Source organism: Kosakonia sp. CCTCC M2018092 (genome assembly GCF_003864115.1).
GTDB lineage: Bacteria > Pseudomonadota > Gammaproteobacteria > Enterobacterales > Enterobacteriaceae > Kosakonia > Kosakonia cowanii.
The window spans coordinates 4,342,602-4,357,365 of record NZ_CP034225.1; the positions used below are offsets into that span (position 1 = coordinate 4,342,602).

Consider the following 14,764-nt stretch of genomic DNA (forward strand, 5'->3'; position numbering starts at 1 on the left):
GCTAAAAATTACCCCGCCGGGTGGAGAAACTGCACACGCGGCGTGGGTGAGATTAACGGCGCGTGCTTATTCACATACTCCGTCAGCAGCTCCGCCATCGGAACATCGTAACGATCGCGGATGGCGATGTCGCGAATGCCAAAATCGCTCACCTGCTCATTACACGCCACGCGATAGATTTTATCCCGCGCCAGCGGCTGACCGTTGACCTCAATCGAGGTCATGCGATCCCCGGCGGGTCGGGTGAAATCGACGCTGAAACGCAGGCCGCTGACGTGGGCATACGCCCCGGAAATAATGTTCTGCTGCGCATAGTTGTGCTCAATGAACGCTTTGATCTGCTCGCCGCTCATCTCCCGCGTCACCAGCGGCAGGCGAAACGGTAGCGCATTCAGCACCTCGCCATAGGTCACCGGCCCGGCCGGAATGGTGTCGCGCAGAAATGCGCCGACGGTAAAGGCGATATCAGCATTAGCATACTCCCGCTCGGCATCGGCCAGCATGCTGCCGAGGTTGGTCTGCCCGGAGCGCACCCGTTCGCGCTGACCATTAAGGGTAAAGGGAAGCGCCATCACCACTTTATTAAGCACCTCCGCGCTTGCAGCCCGGGCTTGCTCAATACAGGATTCGGTTTCGCTATCCGCTTTCAGCGCCGTTAAGCTCGCCGCATCCAGCAGCTTTTCACTCCACGCGACGATCTTTTTATCTTTTACCGTGAGCGTCAGATGACCGAGGTAATCACCATACTGCCCGGCGTTAACCATCACCGTTTTGCCCATCTGCTTACCGGCCTGCACAGCAATATGGTCGTGACCATCCACCAGCACATCGATCTCCGGCACCGCTTCCAGCAGCTTGCTGATATTCACCGCCGGGTCAGTTTTTCCGAGATGCGCCAGCACGATGATCAGATCGCTCTTCCCTTTCACCTGTGCCACCGTGTTGCGCACCGCCTGAATCGGATCGCTGACGGAAAAACCGGCCAGTTTGCTGTCGGTAGTCGCCACCATGGCATTGAGCGGCGACACGCCGATAATGGCGATATTCAGCCCCGCTATCTTTTTCATCACATAGGGGCGAAAAGCGAGCTTGTCGTGGTAGTAAATATTGGCAGAGATAAACGGGAAGCGGGCTTTCTCCCGCAGCGAGAGCAGCTCCGTGCCGCCGAAAATAAAGTCCGCATTACCGGGCGTAAAAGCGTCGTAGCCCATGGTGTTCATGGCGCGCACGTTGCTTTCCCCCTGCGTCAGATCGGTCACCGGCATGCCGCTTACCGCATCGCCAACGTCCACAAACAGCACGTTGGTGTCCTGCTCGCGCAGATTTTTCACATAGGCGCTCATTTTGCCGTAGCCGATACCCGATTCGCTCATCCCGCGCCCGTGCGTATCCCCGGTGTGAATAAGCGTCACTTTTGCCTCTTGCGCCTGCGGTGCGCTGATGCTCATCAGCAGCAGAAACGCGATAACCCCTTTTTTCATTGTTACGTCCTTTTCCTTTTTTATGACCGACAAAAACAAAAAAACCTGAAACGCAGCGCAGAGGTTAATCACCAGTGCGTGGGTTTCAGGTTTAGCCGTGAGGGAGTCACTATCCTTAAGGCAAATAATCTATCGGGCGACAGGCGTCCCGGCAAGCCAGCTTTTTATCACCCTGTGAGCGCCGTCACCTCACACCGCGATGCGTTGCAGGGCCTGCGCCAGCTGCGCGCGGGTGAAGGGCTTGCGTAACAGTTCGACCTCCGGCAGCGCCGGATTGTGGGCAGGGCGCAGATCCTGGCCGCTGATCAGCAGCATCGGCAAGTTTGGCGCGTGCTGGCGAGCGGCGGCAATCACCTCCGCGCCGCTTAAGCGCCCCGGCAACATTAAGTCGCTGATCAGTGCTCCAATCTCGGTAGAGGCGGCAAGCATCTGCAACGCCGCATCGCCGTTTTCCGCTTCCAGCGTCAGGTAGCCCAGCTCGTGAAGCTGCTCGCACAGGGTCTGGCGCACGTCGGCTTCATCCTCCAGTACCAGAATCAGCGTGTCGCTGCGCACATGGCGCGCATCGCTGGCGGGTTCAGCATTGCTTACCGCCGGGAGAGTGGCGCGCGGCAGTTGTAAACGCACCGTGGTGCCCTGCCCTGGGTTACTTTCAATCTCCACCCGTCCACCGGACTGGCGCACAAAGCCGTAAACCATCGACAAGCCCAGCCCGCTGCCGCTGCCGGTCTGCTTGGTGGTGAAGAAGGGTTCAAACACCCGCGCTTTGACCTCCTGCGACATGCCGCAGCCGCTGTCGATCACCTCCAGCGCCACCATATCCTGCCTGCGTCCGTCGGTGCGGGTGACGCGCTGGTTCCAGGTACGCACTTTGATCACGCCCGTTTGCCCATCCATTGCATCGCGGGCATTCATCACCAGGTTAATGATGGCGTTCTCCAGTTGCCCGACGTCGATCCATGCTGGCCAGGCGGCGTGCTGCGCTTCAATTTCCAGGGTCAGCGTTGAGGGGAGCGAGTGGCGCAGCAGCTCGTCGAGATTCTCCAGCAGCGCCTGCATCTCTACCGCATGCGGGTGGAGCGACTGCTTGCGTGAGAAGGCCAGCAGCCGCTGGGTGAGCAGCGCCCCGCGTTCGGCGGCTTTCAGCGCACGAGAAATGCGCGCCGCGTCCGGCGAATCGGTTGAGGCCAGCTCCAGGCTGCCAATAATCACCGCCAGCAGGTTATTAAAATCGTGCGCCAGCCCGCCGGTAAGCTGGCCGACCGCTTTCATCTTCTGGCTGTGCAGCAGCGCCTCCTCCAGCCCTTTGCGCTCGGTGCGATCCAGCACCACGTTGACCATCCCGCGCCCCGGCACCGGGCTGAAGCGCAGCTCAATGGTGCGGTTATCCGCCAGCCGCAGCTCCTGGGTTAACGGCAGCGGGCGCGCCAGGTTCTCCTGCACATGGCCGGGCAGATCGCTCACCTGGCGCAGCAGGCTGTGGTAGTGCTGACCGCGCCGCAGCGGCTCCTCGCCGAGGCCCAACAGCAGCGGGTATTGCGGGTTCCACACCACCAGGCAGCCCTGGTTATCAAACAGCGCAAAGCCGTCGCGCATGGCATGAAAGGTGGTCTCCAGCTGCGTGCTCTTCTCTTTTAACAGCGTGGAGGTGTGCTCCAGCGAGGCGGTGTTGCGGGCAAAGACGTTGAAGGCGCGCGCTAGCTCGCCTAATTCGTCGCGCCGTTGCAGCGCAGGCACCGAAACATTGGATTCCCCGCGCGCCAGCCGCGACATGGCGCGTGAAATGGCGGTCAGGTTCGATCCCAGATTGCGGTAGATATACCAACCGGCGCAGGCGGTGATTGCCAGCGCCAGCAGCGCAAACAGGCTGATAAAGATGCTGATGGAGCGCATCTCCTGGTGGCTCTGGGCGGTGCGCTGTTCAGAGGCCTGCGCCACTTCCGCCACATACTGGTTAATATCGTTGTTAAGCAGCGCGCCCAGCGCTTTGATATGAAACATCGACCAGGTGATCGCCAGATCGCTCTCCTCCAGCTGGCCCGCAAGCGGCATCAGCTTGTTAAGCTCGGCCTGAAAATCGGGCAGGATAAAATCGAGCAGCGGATCGCCCGCCCGCGCCGGAAGCTGGCCGACAATCTCCGCCAGCTGCGCCAGCGTCGCGCGCGGCGACGGTGTCTGAATGGCGGCGAGAAGCAGCCTGTCCATCTCACTCAGCAGGCGCGGGTCGGGGGTGTTCAGCCCGTCGCGCGCGGCGATGGTCTGCAAATGGCGTAAATAACTCTGATTCTGATAGAGGGAGCTAAGCAGCGCGTTGCGCTCAAGGTGGCGGCGCTGCCCCCGCTCCAGCATCTCCGTGACGCTCTGCTGTAACGCCTGGCTGCGGCGGGTGATTTGCGCCACCAGCTGCGGTTCGAGCCGTGCCAGCGGCGCGTTTGCCAGTTGCGTTAATGAGCGTTGCAGCGCGCTTTGCGTCGCTTTCAGCCGCTCCGCCTCTCCTTTGTACTCCTGCGCGCCAACTACCTGCGAAAGCCGCACTGCGGCGGTGGCGACGCTGGCGGTATCGCGCGCGAGGTTCATGCTGGCGGTCATATCATCCAGCGTCTGCTGCTGCACCTGCTCTTGCAACTGGCTGGCGTGGCGAAAGCCGAGCACCGCCACGGCGCAGACCATTAACGTCACCGCTACCACCAGCACATTGAAAAAGAGCAGTCGCCCGCGGGCGCTGGTGAAAAAGGGGTTGGCGCGATAGGGCATAGCGGCTCCGGGAGAGGTCACAACAGTGGCGTGGCGCCACTATGACAAATATGAACAGCTTCTGACATTCTCCATTTACCAACGTGTGATGAAGTGCGTAAATCGTCACTCGCAGGAGCTTCGTCATGCCTAATGTGCCCGTGCTGGAGATGCGTAATATTGCCAAAGTGTTCGGCAAGTTTTACGCCCTCAAAGGGGTGGACCTGACGGTCTGGCCCGGCGAGATCCATGCCTTAATGGGAGAGAACGGTGCTGGCAAAAGCACGCTGATGAAGATCCTCGCCGGGGCCTACACCGCCACCAGCGGCGAGATCCTGATCGACGGCACGCCTCACACCATTCGTGGGCCAAAAGACGCCCTTGCCGCCGGGATCACCCTGATCTACCAGGAGATGCAGCTCGCGCCCAACTTAACGGTGGCGGAGAACATCTTTCTCGGCAGCGAAATCGCACGCGGCGGGCTGGTGCAGCGCAAAACCATGGCGGCGCAGGCGCAGGCAGTGATTGACCGTCTCGGTGCCAATTTCAGCGCCACCGACCGGGTAATGAAGCTGACCATCGCCGAGCAGCAGCAGGTGGAGATCGCCCGCGCCCTGCACCGCAACAGCCGTATTCTGGTGATGGATGAACCCACCGCCGCCCTCTCCTCCCGTGAAACTCATCGCCTGTTTGAACTCATCATGCGCCTGCGCGATGAGGGGATGGCGATTATCTATATCAGCCACCGCATGGCGGAAGTGTATGAGCTTTCGGATCGCGTCAGCGTGCTGCGCGACGGCCAGTATGTGGGCAGCCTGACGCGCGACAACCTCAACGCCGCCGAACTGGTGCGCATGATGGTCGGGCGACCGCTCAGCGATCTGTTTAATAAAGCGCGCGATATCACCCCCGGTAAACCGCGTCTTACCGTTCACCACCTCACCGATGGCGGCAAGATCCAGCCGGTCAGCCTGCAAGTGCGCGCCGGTGAAATTGTCGGCCTTGCCGGGCTGGTCGGTGCCGGGCGATCCGAACTGGCACAGCTGATTTTCGGCGTGCGCAAAGCGACCGGCGGCATGATTGAGATCGATGGCGAACCGGTGGTGATCCACTCCCCGCGTGCGGCGATCGATCTTGGCATCGGCTTTTTAACCGAGAACCGCAAAGAGCAGGGGCTGTTCCTCGAACTGGCGGCGCAGGAGAACATCACCATGGCGACGCTGGAGCGCGATGCGTCGTGGGGCATGCTGAACCGCAAAAAGGCGCAAACCCTCTCCGATGACGCGATCAAATTACTCAATATTCGCGTGCCGCACGCGCAGGTGCGGGCGGGCGGTTTGTCCGGCGGCAACCAGCAAAAACTGCTTATCTCGCGCTGGGTGGCGATCGGCCCACGCATCCTGATCCTTGATGAACCGACGCGCGGCGTTGATGTCGGCGCGAAGAGCGAGATCTACCGGATCATGAACCAGATGGCGCGCGAAGGGGTGGCGATCCTGATGATCTCCAGCGAACTGCCGGAGGTGGTCGGCATGAGCGACCGCGTCTATGTGATGCGCGAAGGCACTATCGCCGGCGAGTTGCAGGGCGAGGCTATCACCCAGGAAGAGATTATGACGCTGGCGACCGGCGTTAACGACACCCATCACCAGGCGGTACACCATGACTGAAATGAAACCACACCCGGCCACCACGCCGCAGCAGGAGGCTAAATCTGCCTCCGCCAAAAAAGTGCTGATGGGCGATCTGATGCAAACCGTCGGCATCCTGCCGATTCTCATCCTGATCGTCGCGGTATTTGGCTTTATCGCGCCGAACTTCTTTACCGAAAGCAACCTGCTCAACATTACCCGCCAGGCGTCGATCAACATTGTGCTGGCGGCAGGCATGACCTTCATCATTCTCACCGGCGGGATAGATCTTTCGGTTGGTTCGATTCTCGGCACCACGGCGGTGGCGGCGATGGTGGTATCGCTGATGCCGGAGCTGTCGATGCTCTCGGTACCGGCGGCGCTGATGCTCGGCCTGCTGCTCGGCCTGTTTAACGGCGCGCTGGTCGCCTTTGCCGGATTGCCCCCCTTTATCGTCACGCTCGGCACCTATACGGCGCTGCGCGGCGCGGCCTATCTGCTGGCGGATGGCACTACCGTTATCAACTCCGATATCAGCTTTGAGTGGATCGGCAATAACTATCTCGGCCCGGTACCGTGGCTGGTGGTGATCGCGCTGGCGGTGATTGCGGTGTGCTGGTTTATTCTGCGCCGCACCACGCTCGGCGTTCATATCTACGCGGTCGGCGGCAACATGCAGGCAGCGCGCCTTACCGGTATCAAAGTGTGGCTGGTTTTACTCTTCGTCTACGGCATCAGCGGGCTGCTCTCCGGCCTTGGCGGGGTGATGAGCGCCTCGCGCCTTTACAGCGCCAACGGCAACCTCGGCATGGGCTACGAGCTGGATGCGATTGCGGCGGTCATTCTCGGCGGCACCAGTTTTGTCGGCGGTATCGGCACCATCACCGGCACGCTGGTCGGCGCGTTAATCATCGCCACCCTTAACAACGGCATGACGCTGATGGGCGTCTCCTACTTCTGGCAACTGGTGATCAAAGGGGCGGTGATCATCATAGCGGTGCTGATTGACAAATACCGTACCCGACACCATCAGGCAGCATAATAAAACCCTACAAAACAGTAACATAAGTGAGGATTACAGCATGCGTCTTAAACCTCTTGTCACCGCGCTCTGCGCCACGGCCCTGCTCGCCGCGACGCCGTTCGTTCAGGCGAAAGAACTGAAATCTATCGGCGTTACGGTAGGCGATCTCGCCAATCCCTTCTTTGTGCAGATCACCAAAGGCGCGGAGCTGGAAGCGCGCAAGCTGGCGGGCGACAAGGTCAAAGTGACGCTGGTCTCCAGCGGCTACGACCTCGGCCAGCAGGTCGGCCAGATTGATAACTTTATCGCGGCGAAGGTCGACATGATCATCCTCAACGCCGCGGATTCAAAAGGCATCGGCCCGGCGGTTAAGCGGGCGAAAGAAGCTGGCATTGTAGTGGTGGCAGTGGACGTGGCGGCAGAAGGTGCCGACGCGACAATTACCTCCGATAACACCCAGGCGGGCGAAATGGCCTGTAAATACATCACCGACCGCCTGAAGGGCAAAGGCAATGTGGTGATCATCAACGGGCCGCCGGTTTCCGCGGTACAGAACCGTGTCGAAGGGTGCCAGAAAGAGTTTAAACGTCACCCGGATATCAAGGTGCTCTCGGATAACCAGAACGCCAAAGGCAGCCGCGAAGGCGGGCTGGAAGTGATGACCTCCCTGCTGGCCGCCAACCCGAAAATCGACGGCGTGTTCGCGATTAACGATCCGACAGCGATCGGTGCCGATCTGGCAGCAAAACAGGCACAACGTAACGAGTTCTTTATCGTTGGCGTCGATGGCAGCCCGGATGGTGAAGAGGCGCTGAAGCGTAAAAACTCGCTGTTTGTTGCCACCCCGGCGCAAGATCCGCAGGTGATGGCGGCGCGCGCGGTGGAGATTGGGTACGACATTCTGCAAGGCAAGCCCGCGCCGAAAGAGCCGGTGCTGATCCCGGTGACGCTGATCGATAAGCAGAGCGTCGCCAGCTACAAAGGCTGGACGGTGAAATAAGCCCTCTCCCTCCCCGCGCGGGAGGGAAAGCGCGATACGGAGAGACGATGAAACGCTCTGCCATTAATGACATTCTCGGCCACACACGGCAGTTCTTCTCGAAGCACGACGTGCATCTGCCGCCTTTTGCCAGCTTTGCGCCGACCCAGTGGCGCGAGTTGGATCATGAGGCGTGGCGAGAAGTGTTCGAGCTAAAGCTGGGGTGGGATGTCACCGCCTTTGGCGGCGACAACTTTTACGCCGAGGGGCTGACGCTCTTTACCCTGCGCAACGGCTCGCCGGACGGCGCGCCCTATGCCAAGTGCTATGCAGAGAAGATCATGCATGTGCGCGACGGGCAGCTAACGCCAATGCATCTGCACTGGCGCAAGTGCGAGGACATCATTAATCGCGGCGGCGGAAACTTAATTATTGAACTATGGAACGCGGATGCGCAGCACCAGACTGACAGCAGCGACGTTACCGTGGTCATCGATGGCTGCCGACACACGCACGCGGCGGGCAGCCAGCTGCGCCTCTCACCAGGGGAAAGCATTTGTGTCACACCGGGGCTTTATCATAGCTTTTGGGGCGAGCCGGGGTTTGGCGATGTGCTGGTCGGCGAGGTTTCATCGGTTAACGATGACCAGCACGACAACCACTTCCTCAACCCGGCGAACCGCTTTAGCGACGTGCTGGAGGATGAACCAGCACATCTGGTGCTCTGTAATGAGTACTCACTCTTTTTAGGGTAAAGGAGGCGGTTATGCCCATGATCTCTCTCGCCGCAGGGCTGGCGCACGCGCGCGAGCACCACTACGCCTTAGGCGCGTTTAACGTGCTCGACTCCCACTTTCTGCGCGCGCTGTTCGCCGCCGCAAAGCGGGAGCGCTCGCCGTTTATTATCAATATTGCCGAAGTGCACTTTAAGTATGTCTCGCTGGAGTCACTGGTCGAAGCGGTGAAGTTTGAAGCCGCGCGCAGCGATATTCCGGTGGTGCTCAACCTCGATCACGGGCTGCATTTTGAGTCGGTGGTGCGCGCCCTGCGCCTCGGTTTCAGTTCGGTGATGTTCGACGGCTCTGCGCTGGAGTATGAAGAGAATATTCGCCAGACGCGGGAAGTGGTGAAGATGTGCCACGCCGTGGGCGTCTCGGTAGAGGCGGAATTAGGCGCGGTTGGCGGCGATGAGGGCGGCGCGCTGTATGGTCACGCCGATGAAGCCTGCTTTACCGATCCGGCGCTGGCGCGGGAGTTTGTCGATCGCACCGGCATCGACACGCTGGCGGTCGCCATCGGTAATGCGCACGGCAAATATAAGGGCGAACCGAAGCTCGATTTCACCCGCCTCGACGCCATTCGCCAGCAGACCGGCCTGCCGCTGGTGCTGCACGGCGGTTCGGGCATCAGCGATGAGGATTTCCGCCGCGCCATTTCGCTTGGCATTCATAAAATCAATTTCTATACCGGCATGTCGCAGGCGGCGCTCGGTGCCATTGAGCAGCGTATGGCAGATCGCCAGCCGCTGTATGATGAGTTCGCCCAGCTGCTGCTCAGTGTTGAAGAGGCAATTGCCGATACGGTGGCCGGGCAGATGCGCATCTTCGGCAGCGCGGGGCAGTGCTGATGGCCCGCCACGGGGTTATCGCCGCCGGCAATATGCTGGTGGATCATGTGCATCATATTGCCCAGTGGCCGGAGCGCGGCTGGCTGGCGGAGATTGTCCAGAGCGAACGCTCGACGGGCGGCGCGCCGCTTAATGTGCTGCTGACGCTGGCGAAAATGCACGTTGGCCTGCCGCTGCAGGCGGTCGGGCTGGTGGGCGAAGATGGCGACGGCGACTACATTATGGCGATGCTCGATCAGTACCATGTCAATCGTCAGCATGTGCAGCGCACCCCTTCCGCCCCAACCTCGATGTCGCAGGTGATGACCGATCCCTCCGGTCAGCGCACCTTTTTTCACTCGCCCGGAGCCAACCGGCTGCTGGATATCGACGCCTTTGAGATGCTTAACGGCGAGATGAAGATCTTCCATCTCGGTTATCTGCTGCTGCTCGACAGCCTTGATAAGGCCGATGAGGAGTACGGCACGCGCAGCGCGCGGCTGCTGGCGCAGATGCGGGAACAAGGCTTTGAGACCTCGCTCGATCTGGTGTCGCGCAAAGGCGACCCGCGCTATAAACCGCTGGTGCTGCCCTGCCTGCCCCATCTGGATTATCTGGTGATCAACGAGTTAGAAGCGGGCGAGTTCAGCGGGCTGGCGATGCGTACCGCGCAGGATAAGCCGCACGTTGAGAATATTGGCCGCGCGGCGGCGCAGCTTTTAGCGGCCGGGGTAAAACAGCGGGTAGTAATTCATTGCCCGGAAGGGGCGTGGGGTGAAGCGCCGGATGAAGCCGGAGCGTGGATCCCGTCGCGGATGTTAAGCCAGGCGGAGATTGTTGGCAGCGTCGGAGCAGGAGATGCCTTTTGCGCCGGGTTTTTATACGGTTGCCACGAAGCATGGCCGTTAGCGCACAGCATTCAGTTAGCCCATGCCTGCGCCCGCGCCAGCTTGTTGTCCGCCAATGCGATTGACGGCGCGAAAACCCTCGAAGAGTTACAGCTTGATATGGCGCTTTAGACGTTCGCAAGCCGGGAAGTTGTAGGCCGGATAAGCGTTAGCGCCATCCGGCAGCATTCGTAGGCCGGATAAGCGTCAGCGCCATCCGGCAGCATTCGTAGGCCGGATAAGCGTCAGCGCCATCCGGCACGCGGTGCCACATGCAGCACATCGCCGGATGGCGGCTGCGCCTTATCCGGCCTACGCCGTTTCAGCCACACCGCTCCACATATTCACAGACCAGGGACATTCGTAGGCCGGATAAGCGTCAGCGCCATCCGGCATGCGGTGCCACATGCAGCACACCGCCGGATGGCGACTACGCCGTTTCAGCTAAAGCCGCACCGGCTTAATGTTCCAGATATGCTCCGCGTACTCCTGGATCGTGCGGTCAGAGGAGAAGTAGCCCATGTTGGCGATATTGCGCATCGCTTTGGTGGTCCACTCTTCCGGATGCTGATAGAGCGCATCCACTTTATCCTGACAGTCGACATAGCTGCGGAAATCCGCCAGCACCTGGTAGTGGTCGCCAAAGTTAATCAGCGAATCAACCAGATCGCGGTAGCGCCCTGGATCCTGCGGGTTAAACAGGCCGGTGGCGATCTGCGTTAACACCTGGTGCAGCTCTTCATCTTTTTCGTAGTACTCGCGCGGTTTATAGCCCTGACGACGCAGCTCTTCCACCTCATCCGCGGTGTTACCAAAGATAAAGATATTCTCCTCGCCGACGTGATCCATCATCTCCACATTCGCGCCATCCAGCGTGCCGATAGTCAACGCACCGTTAAGGGCGAACTTCATGTTACTGGTGCCCGACGCTTCGGTACCCGCCAGCGATATCTGCTCTGAAAGATCCGCCGCCGGAATGATCACCTGCGCAAGGCTGACGCTGTAGTTAGGGATAAAGACCACTTTCAGCTTATCGCCGATATCGGGATCGTTGTTGATCACCTGCGCGACATCGTTGATGAGATGAATAATGTGCTTCGCCATGTAGTAGGCCGAAGCGGCTTTACCGGCAAAGATATTGACGCGCGGCACCCACTCCGCCGTCGGATCGGCCTTGATCCGGTTATAGCGGGTGATGACGTGCAGCACATTCATCAGCTGACGTTTGTACTCATGGATACGTTTGATCTGTACATCGAACAGCGCTTTCGGGTTGACCACCACGTTAAGCTGCTGGGCGATCACCGTCGCCAGCCGCTTCTTGTTCTCCAGCTTGGCATGGCGCACCGCCTGGTTCACCGCCGGGAAGTCGATATGCTGCTCAAGCTCGCTCAACTGGCTGAGATCGGTACGCCAGGTGCGGCCGATATGCTCATCCAGCACTTCAGAGAGCGACGGGTTAGCCAGCGCCAGCCAGCGGCGCGGCGTCACGCCGTTGGTGACGTTAAGGAAGCGCATCGGAAAGATGGCGGCAAAATCGGCGAACAGCGACTGCACCATCAGGTTGGAGTGCAGCTCCGAAACGCCATTCACTTTATGGCTCACCACTACCGCCAGCCACGCCATACGCACGCGGCGACCGCTTGACTCATCAATGATCGACGTGCGGCTCAGCAGCTCGATATCGTTCGGGTGCTGCTCCTGCAACGTCTTCAGGAAATAGTCGTTAATTTCGAAAATGATTTGCAGATGGCGCGGCAGAATTTTGCCAAGCATCTCAACCGGCCACGTCTCCAGCGCTTCGCTCATCAACGTATGGTTGGTGTAGGAGAAGACCTGGCAGGTCACTTCAAACGCCTCGTCCCAGTCGAACTTATGCTCGTCAATCAGCAGACGCATCAGTTCCGGGATCGACAACACCGGGTGGGTGTCGTTGAGGTGAATGGCGATTTTATCCGCCAGGTTGCTGTAAGTCTGATGCAGCTGGAAGTGGCGATGCAGAATATCCTGCACCGTCGCCGAGACCAGGAAGTACTCCTGGCGCAGACGCAGCTCGCGCCCGGAGTAAGTGGAGTCATCCGGGTAGAGCACGCGGGAGACGTTCTCGGAGTGGTTTTTATCCTCCACCGCCGCGAAGTAGTCGCCCTGGTTGAATTTACCGAGGTTAATCGCGCTACTGGCCTGCGCATTCCACAAACGTAGCGTATTGGTCGCGTCTGTATCATAACCGGGGATAATCTGGTCGTAGGCCACCGCGAGGATCTCTTCGGTTTCAACCCAGCGGCTCTTTCTCCCCTCCTGTTGAATGCGCCCGCCAAACCGCACTTTGTAGCGCGTGTTGTGGCGTTTGAACTCCCACGGGTTGCCATACTCCAGCCAGTAATCGGGGGACTCTTTCTGACGCCCCTCGACGATGTTCTGTTTGAACATGCCGTAATCATAGCGAATGCCGTAGCCACGCCCCGGCAGTCCGAGGGTCGCCAGTGAATCGAGGAAGCAGGCTGCCAGCCGCCCGAGGCCGCCGTTACCTAAGCCCGGATCGTTCTCTTCGTCGATCAGCTCTTCAAGGTCGAGGCCCATCTCATCCAGCGCGTTTTTCACATCCTCATAAATACCGAGCGAGAGCAGCGCGTTGGAGAGCGTACGGCCAATCAGAAACTCCATGGACAGGTAGTAGACCTGGCGCACCTCCTGGGAGAGTTGCGCGCGGGTGGAACGCAGCCAGCGCTCCACCAGCCGATCGCGAACCGCAAACAGCGTGGCGTTCAGCCACTCATGTTTGTTAGCGATAACCGGATCTTTACCGATCGTGAACATCAGTTTATAGGCAATCGAGTGTTTCAATGCCTCGACACTTAATGTCGGTGAAGCATAGGTAAACGGAGCATTCATATGCGTGATTCCTGGAAAACTATTTCAACCGAGTGTAAAGATCGCGGTATGACTGCGCTGCGACCTGCCAGCTAAAATCCATTGCCATTGCCTGGCGCTGAACAAAACGCCATAGCGAAGGACGGGACCACAATACGAAAGCACGACGAATCGCGCGAAGCAACGCTAATGCGTTGCTGTCCTCAAAAACAAACCCGCTGGCCACGCCGTCGGCGAGGTTCTCCAGCGAGCTGTCAGAGACAGTATCGGCTAACCCGCCGGTGCGTCGTACCAGCGGCAGGGTGCCATATTTCAGACCGTAGAGCTGCGTTAACCCGCACGGCTCAAAGCGGCTCGGCACCAGAATCACATCCGCGCCGCCCATAATGCGGTGCGAGAAGGCTTCGTGGTAACCAATCTGCACGCCCACCTGGCCGGGGTGTTCTGCCGCTGCGGCGAGGAAACCCTCTTGCAGTACCGGATCGCCCGCGCCGAGCAGCGCTAACTGACCGCCCTGCTCCAGCAAACCGGGCAGCGCTTCCAGCACCAGATCAAGCCCTTTCTGGCTGGTCAAACGGCTCACTACCGCAAATAGCGGCACTTTGTCGTTCACCTTCAGCCCCATGGCAATCTGCAACTGGCGTTTGTTCTCCGCCTTCTCCTCAAGCGTGTCACGCGTGTAGCGTGCGCCGAGTAGCAGGTCGGTGGCCGGGTCCCAAATCTTCTCGTCAACGCCGTTGAGAATACCGCTCAGGCGGCCCTCTTTCTGACGCTGGCGCAGTAACCCTTCCATCCCATAGGCAAAGTGCGGTTCGGTGATCTCCCGCGCATAGGTTGGGCTGACGGCGGTGATGTGATCCGCGTAGTAGAGCCCCGCTTTCAGGAAGGAGATCTGACCGTTGAACTCCAGCCCGTGCATGTTAAAGAAAGACCATGGCAGATCGATGTCATCCATATGCTGCGCATAAAACATGCCCTGATAGGCAAGGTTATGCACGGTAAACACCGATTTCGCCGAGTGGTCTTTGAGCGCCATATAAGCCGGTGTCAGACCGGCGTGCCAGTCGTGCGCATGCACAATGTCCGGCCGCCAGAAGGGATCGAGGCCACAGGCCATTTCACTGCCGACCCAGCCGAGCAGCGCAAAACGCAGCACGTTATCGGTATAGGCGAACAGGTTAGTGTCATGGTAAGGGCTACCGGGGCGCTCATAGAGGTGCGGCGCATCGATCATGTAGATCCCCACCCCGTTGAAGTGGCCGAAGAGCAGAGAGATCTTGCCGGCGAAGGTATCGCGGCGGGAGATCACTTTTGCATCGGTTACACCACGGCGAATATCCGGGAACGCAGGCAGCAGAACGCGCGTATCAACCCCATCGGCAATTTGTGCCGCGGGCAGCGCGCCAATCACGTCCGCCAGACCACCGGTCTTCAGCAACGGAAACATCTCAGAACATACATGTAAAACCTGCATTATCGCTCCTGTCAAAACCGTTCGGCTCGCGTTGCCGTTTACGGAAAAACAGCACGCGGACCCCTTCCGCGCAAGGAT

Annotated in this window: 10 protein-coding genes; 6 read left to right on the forward strand and 4 right to left on the reverse strand. The window is 59.5% G+C overall.

Going from position 1 to position 14,764, the window contains the following annotated elements:
* Positions 1–8: 8 nt before the first annotated feature.
* Both EH164_RS20475 and EH164_RS20480 read right to left on the reverse strand, forming a co-directional pair.
* On the reverse strand, positions 9–1,481 hold the full coding sequence (locus EH164_RS20475) for a bifunctional UDP-sugar hydrolase/5'-nucleotidase (RefSeq protein ID WP_124970531.1): 1,473 nt from the start codon (positions 1,479–1,481) through the stop codon (positions 9–11).
* A gap of 189 nt (positions 1,482–1,670) precedes the next feature.
* Entirely contained in the window at positions 1,671–4,235 is a 2,565-nt protein-coding gene (locus EH164_RS20480; protein WP_124970534.1) for an ATP-binding protein, read from the reverse strand.
* 125 nt (positions 4,236–4,360) lie between these two features.
* On the opposite strand from EH164_RS20480, the gene EH164_RS20485 reads away from it, so the two are divergent.
* From EH164_RS20485 to EH164_RS20510, 6 genes are read left to right on the forward strand one after another with little or no spacing between them, the layout of a single operon-like run.
* On the forward strand, positions 4,361–5,884 hold the full coding sequence (locus EH164_RS20485) for a sugar ABC transporter ATP-binding protein (RefSeq protein ID WP_124970537.1): 1,524 nt from the start codon (positions 4,361–4,363) through the stop codon (positions 5,882–5,884).
* A 1-nt stretch (position 5,885) separates the two neighbouring features.
* Positions 5,886–6,887, forward strand: a complete 1,002-nt coding sequence (locus EH164_RS20490; RefSeq protein WP_180344267.1) for a ribose ABC transporter permease — start codon at positions 5,886–5,888, stop codon at positions 6,885–6,887.
* Between the two features lie 40 nt (positions 6,888–6,927).
* Positions 6,928–7,869: an ABC transporter substrate-binding protein gene (locus EH164_RS20495; protein WP_124970540.1), complete on the forward strand. Its 942-nt coding sequence runs from the start codon at positions 6,928–6,930 to the stop codon at positions 7,867–7,869.
* Positions 7,870–7,916: 47 nt separating this feature from the next.
* The gene (locus EH164_RS20500) at positions 7,917–8,603 is read left to right on the forward strand and encodes a D-lyxose/D-mannose family sugar isomerase (protein ID WP_124970543.1); all 687 of its coding nucleotides are present in this window, start codon (positions 7,917–7,919) and stop codon (positions 8,601–8,603) included.
* A gap of 11 nt (positions 8,604–8,614) precedes the next feature.
* Positions 8,615–9,475 carry a ketose 1,6-bisphosphate aldolase gene (locus EH164_RS20505; protein WP_124970546.1) on the forward strand — a complete coding sequence of 287 codons (861 nt, stop codon included), beginning with the start codon at positions 8,615–8,617 and terminating at the stop codon, positions 9,473–9,475.
* Entirely contained in the window at positions 9,475–10,473 is a 999-nt protein-coding gene (locus EH164_RS20510) for a carbohydrate kinase family protein (RefSeq protein ID WP_124970549.1), read from the forward strand. The genes EH164_RS20505 and EH164_RS20510 overlap by 1 nt, the downstream gene beginning before the upstream one ends.
* A 312-nt stretch (positions 10,474–10,785) precedes the next feature.
* Here EH164_RS20510 and glgP read toward each other — a convergent pair whose 3' ends face one another.
* Together glgP and glgA are read right to left on the reverse strand one after the other, a co-directional pair.
* On the reverse strand, positions 10,786–13,233 hold the full coding sequence (glgP, locus tag EH164_RS20520) for a glycogen phosphorylase (RefSeq protein WP_124970555.1): 2,448 nt from the start codon (positions 13,231–13,233) through the stop codon (positions 10,786–10,788).
* Between the two features lie 19 nt (positions 13,234–13,252).
* Positions 13,253–14,686, reverse strand: a complete 1,434-nt coding sequence (glgA, locus tag EH164_RS20525) for a glycogen synthase GlgA (RefSeq protein ID WP_023478535.1) — start codon at positions 14,684–14,686, stop codon at positions 13,253–13,255.
* Positions 14,687–14,764 lie beyond the last annotated feature (78 nt).

What these genes read in the sequence shown, in the direction of transcription:
- EH164_RS20475 (WP_124970531.1), bottom strand. Translation starts at nt 1,481, where the DNA reads ATGAAAAAAGGGGTTATCGCGTTTCTGCTGCTGATGAGCATCAGCGCA.
- EH164_RS20480 (WP_124970534.1), bottom strand. Translation starts at nt 4,235, where the DNA reads ATGCCCTATCGCGCCAACCCCTTTTTCACCAGCGCCCGCGGGCGACTG.
- EH164_RS20485 (WP_124970537.1), top strand. Translation starts at nt 4,361, where the DNA reads ATGCCTAATGTGCCCGTGCTGGAGATGCGTAATATTGCCAAAGTGTTC.
- EH164_RS20490 (WP_180344267.1), top strand. Translation starts at nt 5,886, where the DNA reads ATGAAACCACACCCGGCCACCACGCCGCAGCAGGAGGCTAAATCTGCC.
- EH164_RS20495 (WP_124970540.1), top strand. Translation starts at nt 6,928, where the DNA reads ATGCGTCTTAAACCTCTTGTCACCGCGCTCTGCGCCACGGCCCTGCTC.
- EH164_RS20500 (WP_124970543.1), top strand. Translation starts at nt 7,917, where the DNA reads ATGAAACGCTCTGCCATTAATGACATTCTCGGCCACACACGGCAGTTC.
- EH164_RS20505 (WP_124970546.1), top strand. Translation starts at nt 8,615, where the DNA reads ATGCCCATGATCTCTCTCGCCGCAGGGCTGGCGCACGCGCGCGAGCAC.
- EH164_RS20510 (WP_124970549.1), top strand. Translation starts at nt 9,475, where the DNA reads ATGGCCCGCCACGGGGTTATCGCCGCCGGCAATATGCTGGTGGATCAT.
- glgP (WP_124970555.1), bottom strand. Translation starts at nt 13,233, where the DNA reads ATGAATGCTCCGTTTACCTATGCTTCACCGACATTAAGTGTCGAGGCA.
- glgA (WP_023478535.1), bottom strand. Translation starts at nt 14,686, where the DNA reads ATGCAGGTTTTACATGTATGTTCTGAGATGTTTCCGTTGCTGAAGACC.